Consider the following 20,141-nt stretch of genomic DNA (forward strand, 5'->3'; position numbering starts at 1 on the left):
GATGCCAGGCTTGCGCCGTCTATTCCTTTTCCTGCCCGCCGTTCCCCAGCCCCAACGGAGAGCTGCCCCATGAGTGAATCCCCCGATCGTGACGAGCGCCATGTGGCGCGCATGTTGCGCAAGAAAGCCGTGATCGATGAGCGCATCGCCAACTCGCCCAACGAATGTGGCCTGTTGCTGGTGTTGACCGGCAATGGCAAGGGCAAGAGCAGTTCGGCTTTCGGCATGCTGGCGCGTTCCATGGGCCATGGCATGCAGTGCGGTGTGGTGCAGTTCATCAAGGGCCGTAACAGCACTGGCGAAGAACTGTTCTTCCGGCGTTTTGCGCCGCAGGTGCGCTTTCATGTGATGGGCGAGGGCTTTACCTGGGAAACCCAGGATCGCCAGCGCGATATCGCCGCGGCCGAAGCTGCCTGGGCGGTATCCAAGGAACTGCTGAGCGACCCGGGCATCGGTCTGGTGGTGCTCGACGAGCTGAACATCGCCCTCAAGCACGGCTACCTGGATCTGGATCAGGTGCTCAGCGACCTGCAAGCCCGGCCGCCCATGCAGCATGTGGTGGTGACCGGCCGTGGGGCCAAGCCGGAACTGATCGAACTGGCGGATACCGTCACCGAAATGGGCATGGTCAAGCATGCCTTCCAGGCCGGCATCAAGGCGCAGAAAGGTGTTGAGCTGTGAGCGTGATTTCATGACCGATGTTCGTCATTGCCCGGCGGTATTGATCGCCGCACCGGCTTCCGGCCAGGGCAAGACCACCGTGACCGCCGCCCTGGCTCGCCTGCACCGCAATCAGGGGCGCAAGGTCCGGGTGTTCAAATGCGGTCCGGACTTTCTCGACCCGATGATTCTCGAACGTGCCAGCGGCGCTCCGGTGTACCAGCTGGACATGTGGATGGTGGGCGAACAGGAAAGCCGGCGCTTGCTCTGGGAAGCCGCGGCTGAGGCCGACCTGATCCTGATCGAAGGGGTCATGGGGCTGTTCGACGGTACTCCCTCCAGCGCCGATCTGGCGCGGCATTTCGGGGTGCCGGTGCTGGGGGTGATCGATGGCACCGCCATGGCCCAGACCTTCGGCGCGCTGGCCCTGGGCTTGGCCCGCTATCAGCCGGACCTGCCGTTCGCCGGGGTGCTGGCCAACCGGGTCGGCACCTTGCGCCACGCGCAGTTGCTCGAAGGCAGCCTTACCGAGGGCTTGCGCTGGTACGGCGCCCTGTCCCGGGAAACCGATATCGAACTGCCCAGCCGCCACCTGGGGCTGGTGCAGGCCCGTGAACTGAATGATCTCGACCTGCGCCTGGATGCCGCCGCCGAGGCGCTGGCCAGCAGTTGTCAGGTGGAGTTGCCGCCCGCCGTGAGTTTTGCCGCGCCAACCCCAGTGGCTTGCGAGCCCTTGCTGGAGGGGGTGCGCATCGCCGTGGCCCGTGACGAGGCGTTTGCCTTTACCTACGGTGCCAGCCTCGATCTGTTGCGGGCCATGGGCGCGCAGTTGCATTTCTTCTCCCCTATCCATGACGCGCAGTTGCCAGAGGCGGACAGCCTGTACCTGCCCGGTGGCTACCCAGAGTTGCATCACCAGGCCCTGGCGCAGAACCGCGCCATGCTCGACGCGATTCGTGCCCACCATGGCGCGGGCAAGCCGTTGCTCGCCGAGTGTGGCGGCATGCTTTACCTGCTCGACTCCCTGACCGACGTCGAAGGCCAGAGTGCCGAGCTGTTGGGGCTGCTGCCCGGCGCGGCGGTGATGCAGAAGCGTCTGGCGGCCCTGGCCTTGCAGGCCGTGGAGTTGCCGGAGGGCAGCTTGCGTGGTCATACCTACCATCACTCCCTGACCACGACCGCCCTTGAGCCGATTGCCCGTGGCATCAGTCCCAACGGTGGGCGCGGGGCGGAGGCGGTGTATCGCGATGGACGCATGACCGCTTCTTATGTGCACTTCTACTTTCCATCCAATCCGGCAGCGGTAGCGGCATTGTTCGCTCCGGCTCCTGCAGGGAGTGTGAGTGGTGAGTGAGCAGGGATTTTCTGCGGCGGAGCGTGAGGCCGTGTATCGCGCCATCGCCGAACGCCGGGACATGCGGCATTTCGCCGGTGGCAGTGTCGCGCCCGAGTTGCTGCGCCGTTTGCTGGAGGCGGCGCATCAGGCGCCCAGCGTGGGGCTGATGCAGCCCTGGCGTTTTATCCGCATCAGCGATCGCCCGTTGCGCGGGCGCATCCAGCAGTTGGTGGAGGAGGAGCGGGTGCGCACCGCCGAGGCGCTGGGCGAGCGTTCCGATGAGTTCATGCAGCTTAAGGTCGAGGGCATTCATGACTGTGCCGAGGTGCTGGTGGCGGCCCTGATGGACGGCCGCGAGCGGCATGTCTTCGGCCGGCGGACCCTGCCGGAAATGGACCTGGCCTCGCTGTCCTGTGCCATTCAGAACCTCTGGCTGGCGGCGCGCAGCGAAGGCCTGGGCATGGGCTGGGTATCGCTGTTCGAGCCCCAGGCCCTGGCTGACCTGCTGGGATTGCCCGCCGGTGCCAAGCCCCTGGCCGTGCTGTGCCTGGGACCGGTTACCGAGTTCTATCCGGCGCCGATGCTGGCGCTGCAGGGCTGGGCGCAGCCCCGGCCATTGAGTGAGTTGCTGTATGAAAATTACTGGGGAGTGAGTCAATGAGCGTGGCGTTGCTGAGTGTCGCCGGGGTGGCGCTGGATGCGCTGCTGGGTGAGCCCAAGCGCTGGCATCCGCTGGTGGCCTTCGGCCGCATGGCGGATCGTATCGAGCAACGTTTCAACGCTGCGGGCCGAGGCTGGCGCAGCCATGGCGTCAGCGCCTGGGTGCTGGCGGTACTGCCCCTGACCCTGTTGGCCACCGCCCTGTCCTGGCTGCCCTACATCGGTTGGCTGGTGGAGATCCTGGCGCTGTATTGCGCTCTGGGCCTGCGCAGTCTTGGCGAGCACGTCGAGCCGGTGGCCAGGGCCTTGCGCAGCGATGATCTGCAGGAAGCCCGGCGCCGGGTGGGGTTCCTGGTGAGCCGCCAGACCAGCGAACTGGACGCCTCCGCCGTGGCCCGTGCGGCTACCGAATCGGTGCTGGAGAACGGCAGCGACGCGGTGTTCGCCGCGTTGTTCTGGTTTGCCGTGGCCGGCGCGCCGGGGGTGGTGCTCTATCGCCTGAGCAACACCCTGGATGCGATGTGGGGCTACCGTAACGAGCGCTTCGAGCGTTTCGGCTGGGCGGCGGCGAAGATCGACGACCTGCTCAATTACATTCCTGCGCGTTTGGTGGCCCTGACCTACGCCTTACTCGGCAAGACCCGTCTGGCGCTGCGGTGCTGGCACCGCCAGGGCCCGACCTGGGACAGCCCGAATGCCGGCCCGGTCATGGCGGCCGGAGCGGGAGCCCTGGGTGTGGAGCTGGGCGGGGCGGCGATCTATCACGGTGAGTTGCATCAGCGTCCGCCTCTGGGCGAAGGCGAGCCGGCCAGTGCCGACTCCATTGATCGCGGCTGGCAGTTGGTGCAGCGAGGTGTCTGGCTGTGGTTGTTGATTCTGTGCCTGGGGGCTGAATTCTATGCTTGAGCACGGTGGAAGGTTGCGCAAGGCGGCCCAGGAATACGGGATTGCCGAAGAGGCCTGGCTGGACCTGTCCAGCGGATTGGCGCCCTGGCCGTTTCCCGTGCCGGCCATTCCCCTGCGGGCCTGGGCGCGCCTGCCGGAAACCGATGACGGTCTGGAGCAGGCGGCCTGTGCCTATTACGGAGCCGACGAGGTATTGCCGGTGGCCGGTTCCCAGGCCGCGATCCAATTGCTGCCGCGACTGCGGCGGGCGGGCAAGGTCGGGGTGTTGTCGCCCTGTTATGCCGAGCACGCCGAAGCCTGGCGCCGCAGTGGCTACCGGGTGCGAGAGGTGCTGGAGCAGGAAGTGGATTTCTTTCTCGACAGCCTCGATGTGCTGGTGGTGGTCAACCCCAACAACCCCACCGGCCTGAGCCTGACTCCGGCGCGCCTGCTGGATTGGCACGCGCGCCTGGCCCAACGCGGCGGCTGGCTGGTGGTGGATGAAGCCTTCATGGACAACACCCCGGACCTGAGCCTGGCGCGCCATGCTCATCAGGTGGGGCTGATTGTCCTGCGTTCGTTTGGCAAGTTCTTTGGCCTCGCCGGCGTGCGCCTGGGATTTGTCCTGGCCGAGCGCCGGCTGCTCAAGCTGCTGGCGGAGCAGGTGGGGCCCTGGGCGGTCAGTGGACCGACCCGGGTGCTGGGACAGGCGTGCCTGCGGGATGTCGAGGGGCATGCGCGGCAGCGCCTGCGCAGCGAGGCGGCCAGTCAGCGCCTGAGTGAGATCCTGGAAGGCTTCGGCTTCAAGCCACAGGGTGGCTGTGCACTGTTCCAATGGCTGATCACCGTCGAGGCCGAGCGGCTTTATCAATTCATGGCGCGGCGCGGCATTCTGCTGCGGCTGTTCGTTCACAACAGCAGCCTGCGTTTCGGCCTGCCCGCCGACGATGCCGATTGGGCACGCCTGGAGCAGGCGCTGCAGGCCTATCGCAAGGAATACCCATGACCACCCTGATGGTGCAGGGCACCACCTCGGATGCCGGCAAGAGCACCCTGGTTACCGCGCTGTGTCGCTGGCTGCTGCGCCAGGGCGTCAGCGTGGTGCCGTTCAAGCCGCAGAACATGGCGCTCAACAGTGCGGTGACCGCCGAGGGTGGCGAAATCGGTCGGGCCCAGGCGGTCCAGGCCCAGGCGGCCAACCTGGCGCCCCACACCGACATGAACCCGGTGTTGCTCAAGCCCAACAGCGACACCGGCTCCCAGGTGATCATTCACGGTCGTGCCGTGACCACCATGAATGCCGTGGCCTATCACGACTACAAGGCCATCGCCATGCAGGCGGTGCTGGCTTCCCATGAGCGCCTGCGGGGTGCTTATGAGGTGGTGATGGTGGAGGGCGCCGGCTCGCCGGCGGAGATCAATCTGCGTGCCGGCGACATCGCCAACATGGGTTTCGCCGAGGCGGTGGACTGCCCGGTGCTGCTGATCGCCGATATCAACCGTGGCGGGGTGTTCGCCCATCTGGTGGGCACCCTGGAGCTGCTGTCGCCTAGTGAACAGGCGCGGGTCAAGGGCTTCATCATCAACCGCTTCCGAGGCGACCTGGCCCTGCTGCAACCGGGACTGGACTGGCTGGAGGCCCGCACTGGCAAGCCGGTGCTCGGGGTGCTGCCCTATGTGATGGACCTGCACCTGGAAGCCGAGGACGGCATCGATCGACGTCAGGCCGGCAAGGTCGAGCACGTGCTCAAGGTGGTGGTGCCGGTGTTGCCGCGGATCAGCAACCACACGGATTTCGACCCGCTGCGCTTGCATCCCCAGGTCGACTTGCAATTCATCGGGCCCGGGCAGGCGATTCCCGCCGCCGACCTGATCATCCTCCCCGGTTCGAAAAGCGTGCGCGGCGACCTGGCCTACCTGCGCAGCAACGGCTGGGAGCAAGCGCTTGCCCGGCACTTGCGCTACGGCGGCAAGGTGCTGGGTATTTGCGGCGGCCTGCAGATGCTCGGCGAGCAGGTGCACGACCCGCTGGGCCTGGAGGGTGCAGCCGGTTCCAGCCCGGGTCTGGGCCTGCTGGCCTTTGTAACCGTGCTGGAAAAGGAGAAGCAGCTGCGCAACGTCAGTGGCCGCCTGACCCTGGAGAATGCGCCGGTCAGTGGCTATGAGATTCACGCCGGGGTCACTCGTGGACCAGCCCTGGAGCAGGCCGCCGTGCAGTTGGACGATGGACGTAGCGACGGTGCCTTGAGCGCCGATGGGCAGATTCTCGGCACCTACCTGCATGGCCTGTTCGAAACCCCGGCGGCCTGCAGCGCGCTGTTGCGCTGGGCTGGCCTGGAGGCGGTCCAGGAGGTGGACTACCACGCCTTGCGCGAGCGCGATATCGAGCGTCTGGCGGATCTGGTGGAGCGACATCTGGACACCGCCGCGCTGCTCACGCTCTGTGGTCGCTAGAACTGCGATGAACATTCATTTCAAAGGTGCTCAAGCATGCTGCAACTGATTCTCGGTGGCGCCCGTTCCGGCAAGAGTCGCCTGGCGGAACAACTCGCCACCGACAGCGCCCTGGCGGTCACCTACATCGCCACCAGCCAGCCCCTGGATGGCGAGATGAACCAGCGTATCGCCCATCATCGCGAGCGCCGGCCGAGTCATTGGGGCTTGATCGAAGAACCGCTGGAGCTGGCCCGGGTACTGCAGCAAGCCGCGGCCCCCGGGCATTGCCTGCTGGTGGATTGCCTGACCCTGTGGCTGACCAACCTGCTGATGCTGGACGACCAGGAGCGTCTGCTGGCCGAGCGCGACGCCTTGTTGCAGTGCCTGCCCGGTCTGCCTGGAACGATCATTTTTGTCAGCAACGAAACCGGAATGGGTGTCGTGCCGCTGGGCGAATTGACTCGCCGTTACGTGGATGAAGCCGGTTGGCTGCATCAAGCTCTGGCCGAGCGCTGTCAGCGTGTGGTGCTGACGGTGGCCGGCCTGCCCCTGACTTTGAAAGGAACTGCGTTATGAGTAACTCCTGGTGGCTGAATCCATGCAAGGCGATCGATGCGCAGATGGTCGAGCAAGCATTGGCGCGACAGCAGCAACTGACCAAGCCGGCCGGCTCGCTCGGCCAGCTGGAGCCTTTGGCAGTGCGCCTGGCCGGTTTGCAGGGGCGCCTCAAGCCTGGCCTGGAGCGGCTGTGGATCGCGATCTTCGCCGGTGATCACGGGGTGGTTGCCGAAGGAGTGTCGGCCTATCCGCAAGAGGTCACCGGGCAGATGCTGCTGAACTTTGTCAGTGGCGGGGCGGCGATCAGCGTGCTGGCGCGGCAACTGGGGGCGCAACTGGAAGTGGTGGACCTGGGAACGGTGGCGTCCGGCTTGAACCTGCCGGGAGTGCGCCACCTGAACCTGGGAGCGGGTACGCAGAGTTTTGTCCAGGGACCGGCCATGACTCCGGCTCAGGGCGAGCAGGCCCTGCAGGCCGGGCGCGACAGCGTGTTGCGGGCCCGCGCCGAGGGAGCCCAGCTGTTTATCGGCGGTGAGATGGGCATTGGCAACACCACGGCGGCCAGCGCCATTGCCTGTGCCTTGCTGGATATCCCGGTGGCGCAATTGGCCGGTCCTGGCACCGGCCTGAATGCCGCCGGCGTCAGCCACAAGGCTCAAGTGATCGAGCGGGCCCTGGCACGGCATGCCGCCTGCCGTGGCGATGCCCTGCAAACCCTGTTCAACCTGGGCGGGTTTGAAGTGGCGGCGCTGGTGGGCGCCTATCTGGCGTGTGCCCAGGAAGGCATCGCGGTGCTGGTGGATGGCTTTATCTGTAGCGTCGCGGCGCTGGTGGCGGTGCGGCTGAATCCGGCCTGTCGTCCTTGGCTGCTGTTTGCCCATCAGGGGGCGGAGCCAGGACACCGCTATGTGTTGCAGGCCCTTGAGGCCGAGCCGCTGCTGGACCTGGGCTTGCGTCTGGGAGAGGGCAGCGGTGCGGCGCTGGCGGTGCCATTGCTGCGTCTGGCCTGCGATCTGCACGGGCAGATGGCGACCTTCGCCGAGGCGGCGGTGGCGGATCGCCCGGCATGACCTTGCACCTGGACCTGTTGCGCCACGGGGAAACCGAACTGGGCGGCGGCCTGCGCGGCAGTCTGGATGACGCCCTGACGGAGCGTGGTTGGCAACAGATGCGCGATGGGGTTCAGGGACGCGGGCCCTGGGATCGGATCGTCAGTTCGCCGTTGCAGCGCTGTTCGCGGTTTGCCGAGCAACTGGCCGCCCGGCTGGGGCTGCCCCTGAGTCTGGCGCCCGATCTGCGGGAGCTGCATTTTGGCGCCTGGGAAGGGCGCAGCGCGGCGGCGCTGATGGATACCGAGGCTGAGGACCTGGGACGTTTCTGGGCTGATCCCTACAGCTTTACACCGCCCCAGGGAGAGCCGGTGGCGGACTTTTCCCAGCGGGTGCTGGGGGCCATTGATGGCCTGTACCAGTCGTGGGCCGGGCAGCGGGTGCTGTTGATCAGTCATGGCGGGGTCATGCGCCTGTTGCTGGCTCGTGCGCGGGGGCTGCCCCGGGAGCAGTTGTTGAGTGTCGAAGTCAGTCATGGCTCGTTGTTCCGCTTGAAAGTCGCCCCGGGTCTGCTGAGCGAGGAGGGCTGAGATGTTGCCGTTCTGGATTGCCTTGCAGTTTCTCAGCAGTTTGCCGGTGCGCTTGCCGGGCATGCCGGAACCCCAAGAGCTGGGGCGCTCGTTGTTGTTCTATCCGCTGGTAGGGCTGTTGTTTGGGCTGTTGCTGTGGGGGTTGAATGCGCTGCTTGCAGGAACGCCGTTGCTGCTGCATGCGGCGCTGCTGCTGGCTGCCTGGGTCCTGCTCAGCGGCGGCCTGCACCTGGACGGGCTGGCCGACAGCGCCGATGCCTGGCTAGGAGGCTTTGGCGACCGCGAGCGCACCTTGAGCATCATGAAGGACCCGCGCAGCGGACCGATCGCGGTGGTGACTCTGGTGCTGGTGTTGCTGCTCAAGTTCGCCGCTCTGGTGGCGCTGATCGAGCAGCAGCAGGCGTTCGCCTTGTTGCTGGCGACGCTGATCGGGCGCGCGGCGCTGCTCGGATTGTTCCTCTGCACGCCCTATGTTCGCGCCGGCGGCCTGGGGCAGGCCCTGGCCGATCACCTGCCGCGGCTGGCCGGGCGCCAGGTGCTGGGCGTGAGCCTGCTGGGGTGTTGGCTGGTGGGGGGTTACAGCGGACTCTGGGCACTGTTGCTGGCGCTGTTGCTGTTTGTCTGGCTGCGACACTTGATGATGCGGCGGTTGGGCGGCACCACCGGAGACACCGCCGGGGCGTTGCTGGAGTTGCTGGAAGTGACCGTGCTGCTGGCGGTGGTGGCATTTTGAGGCAGATCCGGATTTGCCGATTGAGTTGAAAATTCTTGCCTTGAGTTAATCGCGGGTATATACACGCACCATGCTTCCCTCTCAGTGTTTGTGCACCAATCTGCGTCGTGCCGCGCGTGGCGTCAGCAGGTATTACGACGGCGCCCTGGATGGCTTCGGGATTAACGTCGCCCAGTATTCCTTGCTGAACAATCTGCTGCGTCTCGATCAGCCGAGCATTTCCAGCCTGGCGGAGGCCATGGGCCTGGATCGCAGTACTCTGGGACGCAATGTGCGGGTGCTGGAGGCGGCCGGTCTGGTTCGCTTGCTGGAAGGTGACGATCAGCGCAATCGCCTGGTGCAACTGACCGAGGCGGGGCACGAGCGACTGGCGGCGGCCTTGCCGGCCTGGGAGGCGGCTCAGCAGCGGCTGATCGATCGCCTGGGCGCGCAGAAGCGTGAAACCTTGTTGGCCTTGCTGAACGAACTGGCCTGATGCCGCTTCGTTCGATCATAAGCGGGTATATACCCGTAACTGGAGAATAAAAATGTCATCGATGTGGCGCACCAGCGGTTGGGTCCTCCTCGGCAGTGCATTGATCCTGGCGCTGTCCCTGGGCGTGCGGCACGGTTTTGGCCTGTTTCTGCCGCCCATGAGTGCGCAGTTCGGTTGGGGGCGTGAGGTGTTCGCCTTTGCCATTGCCCTGCAAAACCTGATCTGGGGGTTGGCCCAGCCCTTTACCGGAGCCCTGGCCGACCGCTTTGGGGCTGCCAGGGTGGTGTTGATCGGTGGTGTGTTGTACGCGGTGGGCTTGGTGTTCATGGGGCTTTCGGATTCGGCTCTGAGCCTGTCCCTGAGTGCCGGGTTGCTGATTGGCATCGGTTTGTCCGGAACTTCCTTCTCGGTGATTCTCGGGGTGGTCGGTCGTGCCTTGCCGCCGGAAAAGCGCAGCATGGGCATGGGGATCACCAGTGCCGCAGGCTCCTTTGGTCAATTCGCCATGCTCCCGGGAACCCTGGGGCTGATCGGCTGGCTCGGCTGGTCGACGGCGTTGCTGGTGCTGGGGCTGCTGGTGGCGCTGATCGTGCCGCTGGTCGGCATGCTCAAGGACAAGCCGCTGCCGGTGCTGGGGCATGAACAGAGCCTGGGCGAGGCCCTGCGTGAAGCCTGCTCTCACTCGGGGTTCTGGTTGCTGGCGTTCGGCTTCTTTGTCTGTGGTTTCCAGGTGGTGTTCATCGGCGTGCATCTGCCGGCCTATCTGGTGGATCAGCATCTACCGGCAACCGTTGGAACCACGGTGCTGGCGCTGATTGGCTTGTTCAACATCTTTGGTACTTACACGGCGGGCTGGTTGGGTGGACGGATGTCCAAGCCGCGGCTGTTGACCGGTCTGTACCTGTTGCGAGCGGTGGTGATCGGCCTGTTCCTGTGGCTGCCGGTGACCCAGACCAGCGCTTATCTGTTCGGCATGGCCATGGGTTTTCTCTGGCTGTCCACCGTGCCTTTGACCAATGGCACGGTCGCGACCCTGTTCGGGGTCAGGAACCTCTCCATGCTTGGCGGCATCGTGTTTCTGTTCCATCAGCTGGGCTCCTTTCTTGGCGGTTGGCTGGGGGGCGTGGTGTATGACCGTACCGGTAGTTACGACTTGATCTGGCAGGTGGCGATTCTTCTCAGTCTGTTGGCTGCGGCGCTCAATTGGCCGGTGCGCGAGCGGCCGGTGGCGCGCTTGCAGGCGAGTGCAGCGTGAAGTCATGGCTGGGGTGGAGTGCCGGGCTGGGCGTCGGCATTGGGCTGTTGTGGCTGGCCTGGTGGGGCTGGCATCGCGGCGGACTGGCGCTGATGCAGTTGGGCATGGGTGCTTGCTAGGTGGGCGCAGGGGCGAGTAACGTCGGTATCCGACGACTATTGAAGGACACTGAACATGGCTAAGCGCTGGTTTGTGGTTCCGGCATTGCTCACACTGTTTGCCGGTTCGGCCTGGGCGGCGGATTGTCCGGCGTTGTTGGAGGGATCTGTGCCCAAGTTGCACGCCAAAGAGTCCATCGATCTGTGTCAGCGCTTCGCCGGCAAGCCGCTGGTGGTGGTCAATACCGCGAGCTTCTGTGGGTTCGCTCCGCAGTTCAAAGGCCTTGAAGCGCTGTATCAGCGTTACAAGGAGCAGGGGCTGGAGGTGGTGGGCGTGCCGTCCAACGACTTCAAGCAGGAGTCCAAGGATGGGGCCGAGACGGCCAAGGTCTGCTACGTCAACTATGGCGTGACTTTCACCATGACCGAGCCACAGAAGGTCCTGGGGGCGGATGCGGTGCACCTGTTCAAGGTACTGGCGCAGCAGAGCAGCGCGCCGAAGTGGAATTTCTACAAGTACGTGGTGGATCGGCAGGGCAATGTGATTGCCAGTTTTTCCAGCCTGACCAAGCCGGATAATCCGGAATTCCTGGAGGCGGTGGAGAAGGCGTTGGCGTCGAAGTCTTGAGCATTCAGTACCGGTAATTGAAAAAGCCCTGCCTCGTGAGAGGCAGGGCTTTTTCATTCAGCTCTGGAGGCGCAGGCCTCGGAACGATTAGAAGCGGTAGGTTGCACCTACGCCAAAACCGTTTGCGCTGTTCTCGTACTCGGCGTTGTAGGTCTGGCCGAGTGCGTTTTTGCGGTTGACGTTGACTTTCTCTTCCTTGAGGTAGGAGTAGGCCACGTCGATGGTCAGGTCTTCTGTTGGGCTCCAGCCAGCACCCAGGCTGAAGATGGTCCGGTCGCCGGTAGGGATGCGAGGCGAGCGGTCGGTGTTGTTGGTCGGCGCTTGGTCAAAGGTCAGACCGGTACGCAAGGTCCACTGTTTGTTCAGCTGATACGAGGTGCCGATGGCGTAAGCCCAAGTGTCGTGCCAGTTCTGCTCTTCCTTGATGGTGCCAAGGTTCAGTACAGGGGCCAGAGCGCCGCCGGAAGAGGCAGTTACGCCTTCGTTGTTGACGGTGATGTCCTTCAAGCGGCTCCAGCGGGTCCAGGTGGTACCGGCATAGAGCTTCCAGGCATCGTTCAGCTCCTGGGTGACCGAAAGGTCATAGGACTCTGGAGTTTCGATCTTCAGGGAGGCGTCATAACGATTGCTTTTCAAAAGAAGCGGGTTGGTACCGGCTCCTGGAGTGACTTCGGTATGGCCTTCCAGTTTGTAGTTCACTTTGGAGTGGTAGGTCAGGCCGACACGAGTGGTGTCGGTCGCCTGGACCAGAACCCCGATGTTGTAGCCGTAACCAACGTCGTCGCCTTTGATCTGGACCCGGCCGTCATTAGGCGAGGCGGGAGTGGTCAGCGCCGATTCCAGCACACCAGAAATCCGGTTGATGGTCGGGCCAAAACCGATGGAGACTTTATCGTTGAAGGCGTAGCTGACCGTTGGCTGGAAGGTTACGACTTTAACTTCGCTCTTACTGCCGAAGTTACGTCCCTGAAAGTTGCTTTCATAATCGGTTATCAAACCAAACGGCGCATAAACGCCCAGGCCGAATGCCCATTGGTCATCGATTGGTTTGACGTAGAAGCCCATGGGTACGGCGGTGAAGGGCACCATGTCGCCCTTGTTGGTGCCGCTACGGCTGCCGCTGGTGTCCTTAAGGTCGGTGGATGCATCGATAGCAGCCATACCGCCAGTTACTTGCTGGCGTTTGAGGCGAGACATGCCGGCTGGGTTACCAAATACAGTGCTTGCATCATCGGCAGCGGAAGAGCGCCCCGCGAAACCAGTACCCATGCCGCTAATGCTTTGTTCGTTAAGAGCAAAGCCGCTGGCAAATAGCTGGGTAGAGGCAAGTGCGACGGCGAGACTGATGGTGGATTTGAGCATGACTTTTTTCATTATTAGAACTCCTGGTGATCACCGTGGCGAAAATTACCAACATTTCGGCTATGGCGCTATAGGCTAAATCAGTAGATTTTCTGGTGTTTTGTAGGACAATCCGACCAAAATCGGCTTTTTTCTCCGATTTTGTAAAAGCCGGTGTCAGCAGGCGACTTGGCTCAACGGCGAAACGCAGGTTTGCCAGGCGCAGGCGAAATCTCTCAAACGTCCTTGTGGTTGAAAGGTCTTCCTCCAGATACGGGCCATGCCGAGCAGATCGTCGGCTGCGGGGAGCGGGGTGTGTTGTTGTTCCACCAGCAACCAGGCGATCGCGGTGGCGTAACGCAGATTGACGGTCAGTTCCAGGTGCGGTCCGGCGAGGAATGCATGTTGGCTGGCCAGTCCTCTCACCAGGCTGGCCCGTTCCGGGTCCAGTGCCAGGTAGTGATCCCAGAGGGCCTGGTGGCGCACTTCAGTGATGCGATACAGGCCGTGGCCGCGGCGATCGTGCAGTGCCGAGCCTAGCGCCGACTGACTGGCGGCAATGCCCAGCAACAAGGCTTCAGCGGTTTTGCTATGACTGCCCAGGTACATCAGCGTTGGGCGAATGACATAGCGGCACAACTCGCTGGCGGCGATACCCATAATGCCCTCGAGGGGTGAAGGTGGCCGGCGAAACCCGAAGGTGCTTGGCAGCAATGAAGGGATCAGGTTTGCCGGAAGCGGCGCGGGCCGCCTGACTTGAAGTGTAGTGTCATATCTATGTTGTAAAGGCCTGTTTTTAAAACATTTCCGAGCTCTTGTTATAAACCTTATATCTATTGGCACTTTGGCTGGAGGCGTGCATTGGCAAATTACAGGCAATAAAAAGCCCCGCGATCAGGCGAGGCTCTTGGGTTTTCAGCGCTCTGGCGTATCAGGCCACCAGGGCCTGGCGAGTACGCTCGATCACGGCCTGCAGCGGTTCGGCGCTGGAGTATTGATCGGGATACAGGCGTTCGCTGTGACGGGCGATGCCGTGTTCGTTGACCAGGGTGAAGCTGAAGCAGCCTTTGCGAGCGGCCATGATCAGGCAGTTCAACGGAGCAAAAGCGTGGGTTAGGGTGCGAATGGCATCCTGAGTCTGGAGTTGAGTAGACATAATTATTAGGTGTTCCTACAAATGACACGGTTAAGAACCGTGCAACGTTAAAACGTTCCAGTAACGTCGACCACCATTGGTCAGACGAAGAACCCGACTGGAACAAAGCAGCCAGTTGCAGCGCTTTAATAAGGTTGCGCTAGGGCTGGCAGGTAGGTACTTAGGAGGGCAGGCAACACAACAAGGGCAAAGGTTCTGCGCCCAGGGTGGCGATCCTGATCAATTTGCAGGTTGGTTCGGTCAGAGTAAGCAACTTGGGCCGGCCTTTGATTTCGTTTCAAGGGCAGCGTCAGTTTGATAATTACCTGGAAACCAGCGAGGTGGTCGGTCCTTGATATTCGACGTTGTTCTCGTTACGAGAGGTGTCGGCGGGACTTGTTCGACCAGAATTGACTTTCAGCTTGGTACTAACGGGGCGAAGTCTATTGGGTTGAAGGCAGGAATGCAAGTGTGCTAGGAAAAATACTCCTTGGGGCAGCGACGTTACGGTGTGACGACTGTGTCACCTCCGATACGGTGGAGTGTACGAAAGTGGTGCATTTGCGCGGTGAATTTGCGCAGGGTTGTGCACACTTGTTGCGCCACATGTCACCGGGTTGTCACCTTCGCCGGGGCGGCTCCCATAGCCTGTCTCGAGAATTTAAGTCAATGATAAACATCGTCTTTTTTTACTGGTGAAAAAATCGTCAGTTTGACTGCAGAGCCCGTCTCATGGGGCTTTGGGAGGGTTGTGGAGGGGTTGTCCACTGAGTTATCCACAGCTTCTGTGGATTGTCCCAAGCGCTTGCTCTAGCACGGGCATGCTGGCTCTTTTGGTCTTTACCCGAGCGAAAAAAGGAGTAGAGTGGCGCGCCTTCCGATCTGCCCCCACAGTGCTTTATGAAGTTTCGCTCAGTATCACCCTCTGTTACCGCTACCCCTGCCAGTGTTACCGAGCCCAAGCGCTTTTCCCTGCGGGTTGCCCTGTGGCTGCTGGACAGCCCACGCCTGGGGCACAACACCAACGTCAAGTACTTTGCCGGGCGCTTGCTCAAGCAACCTGCGCGTGATGGCGTGGTAGCGGCGCAGAGTCGCCTGGGGCAGTTGATGTGCCGCGAGTGCGGCAACGCTCGGGACCGCCGTATCGGTCACGATCTATTGCGCCAGGCCGCGCGTGCCGGCGACCGCCGTGCACAACTTGAGCTGGGTCGGATCGAAGACTGAACTGTCCAACCTCCGGTGGCTTGGTTAACCTTCATTTCTTATTTTGATGACAGGAATCGCTATGGCTATGGACTTGACCAGCCTGCTGCTCGGCCTGGCGGGGGCGGCGTTGCCGCTACTGATGTTGGCCTGGCAGCTGCAGCGGCGCGCCAGTTCCAGTCAGAGCGAGCTGTCGCTGCTGGAAGAGCGGCTGGCCACTGCCCAACTGGCCCAGGAAGGCCTGGCCGCGCAGTTGGATGCCTGCCGCGATGAAGTCAGTGATCTGAGTCAGGCCAACGCCCTCAAGCAAGCGGACCTGGCCGCCTTGCGGCGTGAAGTGGAGCTTTTGCAGATCGAGCGCGATAACGCTCGTGATGCGGCCCACGCCTGGAACCTTGAGCGGGCAGCCAAAGAGAATGAACTGCGTCGTCTGGACGCCCAGGCCGCTTCGTTGCAGGCCGAACTGCGCGAGCAACAGGAAAGCCACCAGCAGCGCCTGACCGATTTGCAGGGTTCCCGGGACGAACTGCGGGCCCAGTTTGCCGAGTTGGCGGGCAAGATTTTCGACGAGCGCGAACAGCGTTTCGCCGAAACCAGCCAGCAGCGTCTCGGACAGTTGCTGGACCCGCTCAAGGAGCGCATTCAATCGTTCGAGAAACGGGTCGAGGAAAGCTATCAGGCCGAGGCTCGCGAGCGATTTTCCCTGGCCAAGGAACTGGAGCGCCTGCAGCAACTGAACCTGCGCCTGAGCGATGAGGCCACCAACCTGACTCGCGCCCTCAAGGGCCAGAAGACCCAGGGCAACTGGGGCGAACTGATTCTTGAGCGGGTCCTGGAGCATGCCGGTCTGGAGAAAGGGCGCGAGTACCAGACCCAGGTCAGCCTCAAGGGGCCGGACGGCGAACGTTTCCAGCCTGATGTGCTGATCATGCTGCCGGGTGACAAGCAGGTGGTGGTGGACTCAAAAGTCAGCCTCACCGCCTATCAGCAGTATGTCGGCAGCGATGATCCGCAGATTGCCCAGGCGGCCCTGAAGCAGCATGTGCTGTCTTTGCGCAATCACGTCAAAGGCCTGGCCGGCAAGGACTACAAGCGCCTTGAAGGGCTGCACAGCCTCGATTTCGTGCTGCTGTTCGTGCCCATTGAGGCGGCCTTTTCCGCTGCACTGCAGGCCGAACCCAATCTGTTTCAGGAAGCCTTCGACCGGCACATCGTGATCGTCAGCCCGACCACCTTGCTGGCCACGCTGCGGGTGATCGACAGCCTGTGGAAACAGGAGCGCCAGAGTCAGAACGCCCGGGAAATCGCCGAACGCGCAGGCTGGCTGTATGACAAGTTCGTGTTGTTTATCCAGGACCTGGATGAAGTTGGCAATCGCCTGCAGCAGTTGGACAAGGCCTATTCGGCGGCGCGCAACAAGCTGACCGAGGGCCGGGGCAACCTGGTCAGCCGCAGTGAGCAGCTCAAGTTGCTGGGTGCCCGGGCCAGCAAGAGCCTGCCGAGCGATTTGCTGGAGCGCGCCATGACTGATGCCGAAGGGCGCGAACTGGAGTTGCCGGAGTAATCTGCCACAGGCTCAGCCCAGTGGCAGATGCCGGCTCAACAGGGCGCGCAGGGCGGCCGGTTTAACCGGCTTGGCCAGATAATCCAGCCCCGCCGCGTGCACCTGGGCGACCATCTCTGGACGTCCATCGGCACTGATCACCACGCCAGGCACCGGCTCCCCCAGCTGAGTGCGTAGCCAGGCCATGACGTCGGTGCCGGTTTCGCCATCGTCGAGGTGGTAGTCCACCAGCGCCAATTGCGGACGGATGCCCTCCTTGAGCAGCGCCGCGCACTCCTCGCGGTTGCGCGCGGTCCAGACCTGACAGCCCCAGCGCGTCAATAGGCTGTTCATGCCGATCAGAATGCTGTCTTCATTGTCCACGCAGAGCACTTGCCCGCCATTGAGCGACTGGCCGTTGAGCTCGGCGGTCTTGCCCGGGGCAATTGCGCTGCTGCGGGCCAGGGGCACGCTGACACTGAAGACGCTGCCCCGGCCGGGCCAGGAGCGTACCTGCAGAGGGTGGCCGAGCACCCGGCACAGGCCGTCGGCAATCGCCAGGCCCAGGCCCAGGCCTTTTTCGGCGCGGGTCTGGTGACTGTCCAGGCGCTTGAACTCCTCGAAGATCACCTGCTGCTTGTCCTGGGGGATGCCCGGTCCACGGTCCCAGACTTCCAGGCTCAATGAGTCGCCGCGACGGCGTACCCCCAGCAGTATCGGTCCCTTGGCGTAGCGGAAGGCGTTGGTAAGGAAGTTCTGCAGGACCCGACGCAAGAGTTTGCTGTCACTGTCGATCCGCAAGCGACTGCCGCGCACGCGAAATTGCAGGTTCTGCTCTTGGGCCAGTGCCTTGAATTCCGCCCCCAGGGTGTCAAACAGCTCATTAAGCGCGAAAGGCTTGCGTTCAGGGGTGATCTTGCCGTTCTCCAGGCGCGAGATGTCCAGCAGGTCGCTGATCAGGTCTTCCGCCGAGCGCAACGAGCTGTCCAGGTGCTGCACCAGTTGCTGGGCTTCGGGCGAGAGCCCGTCGTCCTGATGGGAGAGGGCGGCGGAGAACAGTCGTGCAGCGTTCAGGGGTTGCATCAGGTCGTGGCTGACGGCAGCTAGGAAACGGGTCTTGGACTGGTTGGCGGCTTCCGCCGTGCCCTTGGCTTCGGTCAGCGCGGCGTTGAGCTGGGACAGTTCATGGGTGCGTTCCGCTACCCGCTGCTCCAGGCCTTCGTTGGCCTCGGTGAGGGCCTGCTCGGCCTCGCGGAAGGGGGTGATGTCGGTGAAGCTCATGACGAAGCCGCCGCCGGGCATCGGATTACCGATCAGCTCGATGACCCGGCCGTTGGGGAACAGGCGCTCGGACGTATGGGCCCGCCCCTGGCGCATCCAGTGCAGGCGCCGGGCGACATGGACTTCCGCTTCCCCCGGGCCGCACAGGCCGCGTTCGGCGTTGTGGCGAATGATGTCGGCAATCGGCCGGCCGACGCTGATCAGGCCGTCGGGGTAGTCGAACAGCTCCAGGTAGCGACGGTTCCAGGCCACCAGTTTCAGCGACTGGTCCACCACGCTGATGCCCTGGGTGATGTTTTCGATCGCCCCTTGCAGCAGGGCGCGGTTGAACTGCAGGACTTCCGAGGCTTCGTCGGCGATGCGCACCACGTCTTCGAGCTGCATCTCCCGGCCTTCGATGGCGGCCTTGACCACCGCACGGGTCGAGGAGGCGCCAAGAACACCGGCGAGCAGGCGTTCGGTGTGGGCGATCCACTCGCCGTCGGCGTTTTGATTCGGGTTGAAGCCTTTGCCCTGGCGATAGGCGAAGCGAATGAAGCTCTGGCGGGCACGCTCCTCGCCGACAAAGCGTGCGGCGAGCTTCAGCAGGTCATCGATCTGCACCGCCAGCATGGAGCGCGAGCTGAGGCGGCCGCTGATTTCCTGGCCGATGAAGCGTCCGGCCTGCCAGTGTTCGGAAACCCGGGTGCGTGACAGCACCGAAACCCAGGCGAACAGGGTGAAGTTGCCGGCCAGGGACAGCACCACGCCCTGGGTCAGGGGCGTGATCGGCAGGTTCAGCGGGTTGCCGTGCAGCCAGGCCAGGCCGGGGAAACTGCTCAGGGACCAGCCCAGGCTGTGGGCGGCGATGGGCAGGACCAGGGTGTAGAACCAGATGAAGGTGCCGGCGGCGAGTCCGGCGAACACCCCGCGACGGTTGGCCTGCTTCCAGTACAGCGCGCCGAGCATGGCCGGTGCCAGTTGGGTTACCGCGGCAAAGGCGATCTGGCCAATGGTCGCCAGGCTTGCGGTGGAGCCCAGCAGGCGATAGCTGACATAGGCCAGCAGCAGGATGACCACGATGCTGACCCGGCGCACCGAGAGCATCCAGTGGCGGAACACTTCAAAGGGCCGCTCGGCATTCTTGTGGCGCAGCAGCCAGGGCAGCAGCATGTCGTTGGAAACCATGGTCGACAGCGCCACGCTGGCCACGATCACCATGCCGGTGGCGGCCGAAGCGCCACCGATGAACGCCAGCAGGGCCAGGGCCGGATGGGCCTGGGCCAGGGGCAGACTGATGACGAACGAGTCCGGCAGCACACTGCTGGGCAGGAGCATCTGTCCGGCCAGGGCAATGGGCACCACAAACAGCGCCGCCAGTGCCAGGTAGGCCGGGAACACCCATTTGGCCAGGCGCAGGTCCTGGGGTTCGATGTTCTCCACCACGGTGACGTGGAACTGCCGTGGCAGGCAGATGATCGCCATCATCGCCACCCCGGTCTGGACCACCATCGATGGCCAGTTGATGGTTTCCTTCCAGTATTGCTCCAGGCGCGGCGCCAGCATGGCCTGGTTGAACAGGTCGTCGAAGCCGTCATACAGACCGAAGGTGACAAAGGCGCCCACGGCGAGAAAGGCGAACAGCTTGACCAGTGACTCGAAGGCAATCGCCAGCACCATGCCGCGGTGGTGCTCGGTGGCATCCAGGTTGCGGGTGCCGAAGACGATGGTGAACAGTGCCAGGATCAGCGACACGATCAGCGCCGTATCCTGGGCCCGGGTGCCCATGGCGTCGGCCCCGGCGCCGATCAACAGGTTGACGCCGAGGACGATGCCCTTGAGCTGCAGGGCGATGTAGGGCAGCACGCCCACCAGGCAGATCAGGGCCACCACCACCGCCAGGGATTGGGATTTGCCGTAGCGCGCGGCAATGAAGTCGGCAATCGAGGTGATGTTCTCCTGCTTGCTGATCATCACCATCTTCTGCAGCACCCAGGGCGCGAGTACCAGCAGCAGGATCGGGCCCAGGTAGATCGGCAGGAAGGCCCAGAGCTGCTCGGCGGCCTGGCCGACCGCGCCGAAGAAGGTCCAACTGGTGCAGTAGACGGCCAGCGACAGGCTGTATACCCAGGCCCTGACCCGCGGCGGCAGGGGCGTGCTGCGACGATCGCCGTAGAAAGCGATAGCGAACATGACGGCCATATAGGCCAGGGCAACGGCGGCGATCAGCCCGCTGGACAACGACATGGAAACTCCGGAGCAAAGACACCGGGCACCTCAGCCCGGCCAGGTAGTC

Annotated in this window: 20 protein-coding genes; 16 read left to right on the top strand and 4 right to left on the bottom strand. The window is 63.3% G+C overall.

Annotated elements, in window-relative coordinates; translation table 11 throughout:
- The first annotated feature begins 69 nt into the window (after positions 1–69).
- From cobO to DNK59_RS26080, 14 genes are all read left to right on the top strand, one after another.
- Positions 70–681, top strand: a complete 612-nt coding sequence (cobO, locus tag DNK59_RS26020) for a cob(I)yrinic acid a,c-diamide adenosyltransferase (RefSeq protein WP_092311770.1) — start codon at positions 70–72, stop codon at positions 679–681.
- A 10-nt stretch (positions 682–691) separates the two neighbouring features.
- Positions 692–2,014, top strand: a complete 1,323-nt coding sequence (locus DNK59_RS26025; protein WP_110725094.1) for a cobyrinate a,c-diamide synthase — start codon at positions 692–694, stop codon at positions 2,012–2,014.
- Positions 2,007–2,657, top strand: a complete 651-nt coding sequence (bluB, locus tag DNK59_RS26030; protein ID WP_110725183.1) for a 5,6-dimethylbenzimidazole synthase — start codon at positions 2,007–2,009, stop codon at positions 2,655–2,657. The genes DNK59_RS26025 and bluB overlap by 8 nt, the downstream gene beginning before the upstream one ends.
- A complete protein-coding gene (gene cbiB / locus DNK59_RS26035) occupies positions 2,654–3,562 on the top strand; it encodes an adenosylcobinamide-phosphate synthase CbiB (protein ID WP_110725095.1) in 909 nt (302 codons plus the stop codon). Before bluB ends, cbiB begins: the two co-directional genes overlap by 4 nt.
- The gene (cobD, locus tag DNK59_RS26040) at positions 3,555–4,547 is read left to right on the top strand and encodes a threonine-phosphate decarboxylase CobD (RefSeq protein WP_110725096.1); all 993 of its coding nucleotides are present in this window, start codon (positions 3,555–3,557) and stop codon (positions 4,545–4,547) included. Before cbiB ends, cobD begins: the two co-directional genes overlap by 8 nt.
- Complete coding sequence (locus DNK59_RS26045) at positions 4,544–5,995, top strand: cobyric acid synthase (RefSeq protein ID WP_110725097.1); 1,452 nt, start codon at positions 4,544–4,546, stop codon at positions 5,993–5,995. The genes cobD and DNK59_RS26045 overlap by 4 nt, the downstream gene beginning before the upstream one ends.
- A gap of 36 nt (positions 5,996–6,031) precedes the next feature.
- The gene (cobU, locus tag DNK59_RS26050; protein WP_110725098.1) at positions 6,032–6,553 is read left to right on the top strand and encodes a bifunctional adenosylcobinamide kinase/adenosylcobinamide-phosphate guanylyltransferase; all 522 of its coding nucleotides are present in this window, start codon (positions 6,032–6,034) and stop codon (positions 6,551–6,553) included.
- Complete coding sequence (cobT, locus tag DNK59_RS26055) at positions 6,550–7,605, top strand: nicotinate-nucleotide--dimethylbenzimidazole phosphoribosyltransferase (RefSeq protein ID WP_110725099.1); 1,056 nt, start codon at positions 6,550–6,552, stop codon at positions 7,603–7,605. The genes cobU and cobT overlap by 4 nt, the downstream gene beginning before the upstream one ends.
- Positions 7,602–8,174, top strand: coding sequence for an alpha-ribazole phosphatase family protein (gene cobC / locus DNK59_RS26060; RefSeq protein WP_110725100.1), 573 nt, complete (start codon positions 7,602–7,604; stop codon positions 8,172–8,174). Before cobT ends, cobC begins: the two co-directional genes overlap by 4 nt.
- A gap of 1 nt (position 8,175) precedes the next feature.
- Entirely contained in the window at positions 8,176–8,907 is a 732-nt protein-coding gene (locus DNK59_RS26065; RefSeq protein WP_110725101.1) for an adenosylcobinamide-GDP ribazoletransferase, read from the top strand.
- A 70-nt stretch (positions 8,908–8,977) separates the two neighbouring features.
- The gene (locus DNK59_RS26070) at positions 8,978–9,382 is read left to right on the top strand and encodes a MarR family winged helix-turn-helix transcriptional regulator (protein ID WP_016965798.1); all 405 of its coding nucleotides are present in this window, start codon (positions 8,978–8,980) and stop codon (positions 9,380–9,382) included.
- A 52-nt stretch (positions 9,383–9,434) separates the two neighbouring features.
- Positions 9,435–10,637 carry an MFS transporter gene (locus DNK59_RS26075; protein WP_110725102.1) on the top strand — a complete coding sequence of 401 codons (1,203 nt, stop codon included), beginning with the start codon at positions 9,435–9,437 and terminating at the stop codon, positions 10,635–10,637.
- Positions 10,634–10,756, top strand: a complete 123-nt coding sequence (locus DNK59_RS32190; protein WP_256596705.1) for a hypothetical protein — start codon at positions 10,634–10,636, stop codon at positions 10,754–10,756. The genes DNK59_RS26075 and DNK59_RS32190 overlap by 4 nt, the downstream gene beginning before the upstream one ends.
- Positions 10,757–10,811: 55 nt before the next feature.
- Positions 10,812–11,363 (top strand): glutathione peroxidase, encoded by a 552-nt coding sequence (locus DNK59_RS26080; RefSeq protein WP_092311800.1) that lies wholly within the window; start codon positions 10,812–10,814, stop codon positions 11,361–11,363.
- Positions 11,364–11,450: 87 nt separating this feature from the next.
- On the opposite strand, the gene DNK59_RS26085 is transcribed toward DNK59_RS26080, so the two are convergent.
- The 3 genes from DNK59_RS26085 to DNK59_RS26095 form a co-directional block, all read right to left on the bottom strand.
- A complete protein-coding gene (locus DNK59_RS26085) occupies positions 11,451–12,737 on the bottom strand; it encodes an OmpP1/FadL family transporter (RefSeq protein WP_110725103.1) in 1,287 nt (428 codons plus the stop codon).
- Between the two features lie 144 nt (positions 12,738–12,881).
- A complete protein-coding gene (locus DNK59_RS26090; RefSeq protein ID WP_016967458.1) occupies positions 12,882–13,364 on the bottom strand; it encodes a hypothetical protein in 483 nt (160 codons plus the stop codon).
- Between the two features lie 271 nt (positions 13,365–13,635).
- Positions 13,636–13,860: a hypothetical protein gene (locus DNK59_RS26095; RefSeq protein WP_060840529.1), complete on the bottom strand. Its 225-nt coding sequence runs from the start codon at positions 13,858–13,860 to the stop codon at positions 13,636–13,638.
- Between the two features lie 879 nt (positions 13,861–14,739).
- On the opposite strand from DNK59_RS26095, the gene DNK59_RS26100 reads away from it, so the two are divergent.
- Positions 14,740–15,063: a hypothetical protein gene (locus DNK59_RS26100; RefSeq protein ID WP_082729289.1), complete on the top strand. Its 324-nt coding sequence runs from the start codon at positions 14,740–14,742 to the stop codon at positions 15,061–15,063.
- Positions 15,064–15,238: 175 nt separating this feature from the next.
- A complete protein-coding gene (gene rmuC, locus DNK59_RS26105) occupies positions 15,239–16,606 on the top strand; it encodes a DNA recombination protein RmuC (RefSeq protein WP_177431307.1) in 1,368 nt (455 codons plus the stop codon).
- 12 nt (positions 16,607–16,618) lie between these two features.
- Here the strand turns inward: rmuC and DNK59_RS26110 are convergent, their stop codons facing one another.
- Positions 16,619–20,092 (bottom strand): PAS domain-containing hybrid sensor histidine kinase/response regulator, encoded by a 3,474-nt coding sequence (locus DNK59_RS26110; RefSeq protein ID WP_110725105.1) that lies wholly within the window; start codon positions 20,090–20,092, stop codon positions 16,619–16,621.
- Positions 20,093–20,141: the final 49 nt, after the last annotated feature.

It is taken from the genome of Pseudomonas sp. TKO26 (assembly GCF_003225665.1).
GTDB lineage: Bacteria > Pseudomonadota > Gammaproteobacteria > Pseudomonadales > Pseudomonadaceae > Aquipseudomonas > Aquipseudomonas saponiphila.

What these genes read in the sequence shown, in the direction of transcription:
- cobO (WP_092311770.1), top strand. Translation starts at nt 70, where the DNA reads ATGAGTGAATCCCCCGATCGTGACGAGCGCCATGTGGCGCGCATGTTG.
- DNK59_RS26075 (WP_110725102.1), top strand. Translation starts at nt 9,435, where the DNA reads ATGTCATCGATGTGGCGCACCAGCGGTTGGGTCCTCCTCGGCAGTGCA.
- DNK59_RS26025 (WP_110725094.1), top strand. Translation starts at nt 692, where the DNA reads ATGACCGATGTTCGTCATTGCCCGGCGGTATTGATCGCCGCACCGGCT.
- cbiB (WP_110725095.1), top strand. Translation starts at nt 2,654, where the DNA reads ATGAGCGTGGCGTTGCTGAGTGTCGCCGGGGTGGCGCTGGATGCGCTG.
- DNK59_RS26080 (WP_092311800.1), top strand. Translation starts at nt 10,812, where the DNA reads ATGGCTAAGCGCTGGTTTGTGGTTCCGGCATTGCTCACACTGTTTGCC.
- DNK59_RS26085 (WP_110725103.1), bottom strand. Translation starts at nt 12,737, where the DNA reads ATGAAAAAAGTCATGCTCAAATCCACCATCAGTCTCGCCGTCGCACTT.
- DNK59_RS26095 (WP_060840529.1), bottom strand. Translation starts at nt 13,860, where the DNA reads ATGTCTACTCAACTCCAGACTCAGGATGCCATTCGCACCCTAACCCAC.
- DNK59_RS26070 (WP_016965798.1), top strand. Translation starts at nt 8,978, where the DNA reads ATGCTTCCCTCTCAGTGTTTGTGCACCAATCTGCGTCGTGCCGCGCGT.
- DNK59_RS26045 (WP_110725097.1), top strand. Translation starts at nt 4,544, where the DNA reads ATGACCACCCTGATGGTGCAGGGCACCACCTCGGATGCCGGCAAGAGC.
- DNK59_RS26110 (WP_110725105.1), bottom strand. Translation starts at nt 20,092, where the DNA reads ATGTCGTTGTCCAGCGGGCTGATCGCCGCCGTTGCCCTGGCCTATATG.
- cobC (WP_110725100.1), top strand. Translation starts at nt 7,602, where the DNA reads ATGACCTTGCACCTGGACCTGTTGCGCCACGGGGAAACCGAACTGGGC.
- cobU (WP_110725098.1), top strand. Translation starts at nt 6,032, where the DNA reads ATGCTGCAACTGATTCTCGGTGGCGCCCGTTCCGGCAAGAGTCGCCTG.
- cobT (WP_110725099.1), top strand. Translation starts at nt 6,550, where the DNA reads ATGAGTAACTCCTGGTGGCTGAATCCATGCAAGGCGATCGATGCGCAG.
- cobD (WP_110725096.1), top strand. Translation starts at nt 3,555, where the DNA reads ATGCTTGAGCACGGTGGAAGGTTGCGCAAGGCGGCCCAGGAATACGGG.
- DNK59_RS26100 (WP_082729289.1), top strand. Translation starts at nt 14,740, where the DNA reads ATGAAGTTTCGCTCAGTATCACCCTCTGTTACCGCTACCCCTGCCAGT.
- DNK59_RS26065 (WP_110725101.1), top strand. Translation starts at nt 8,176, where the DNA reads ATGTTGCCGTTCTGGATTGCCTTGCAGTTTCTCAGCAGTTTGCCGGTG.
- DNK59_RS26090 (WP_016967458.1), bottom strand. Translation starts at nt 13,364, where the DNA reads ATGGGTATCGCCGCCAGCGAGTTGTGCCGCTATGTCATTCGCCCAACG.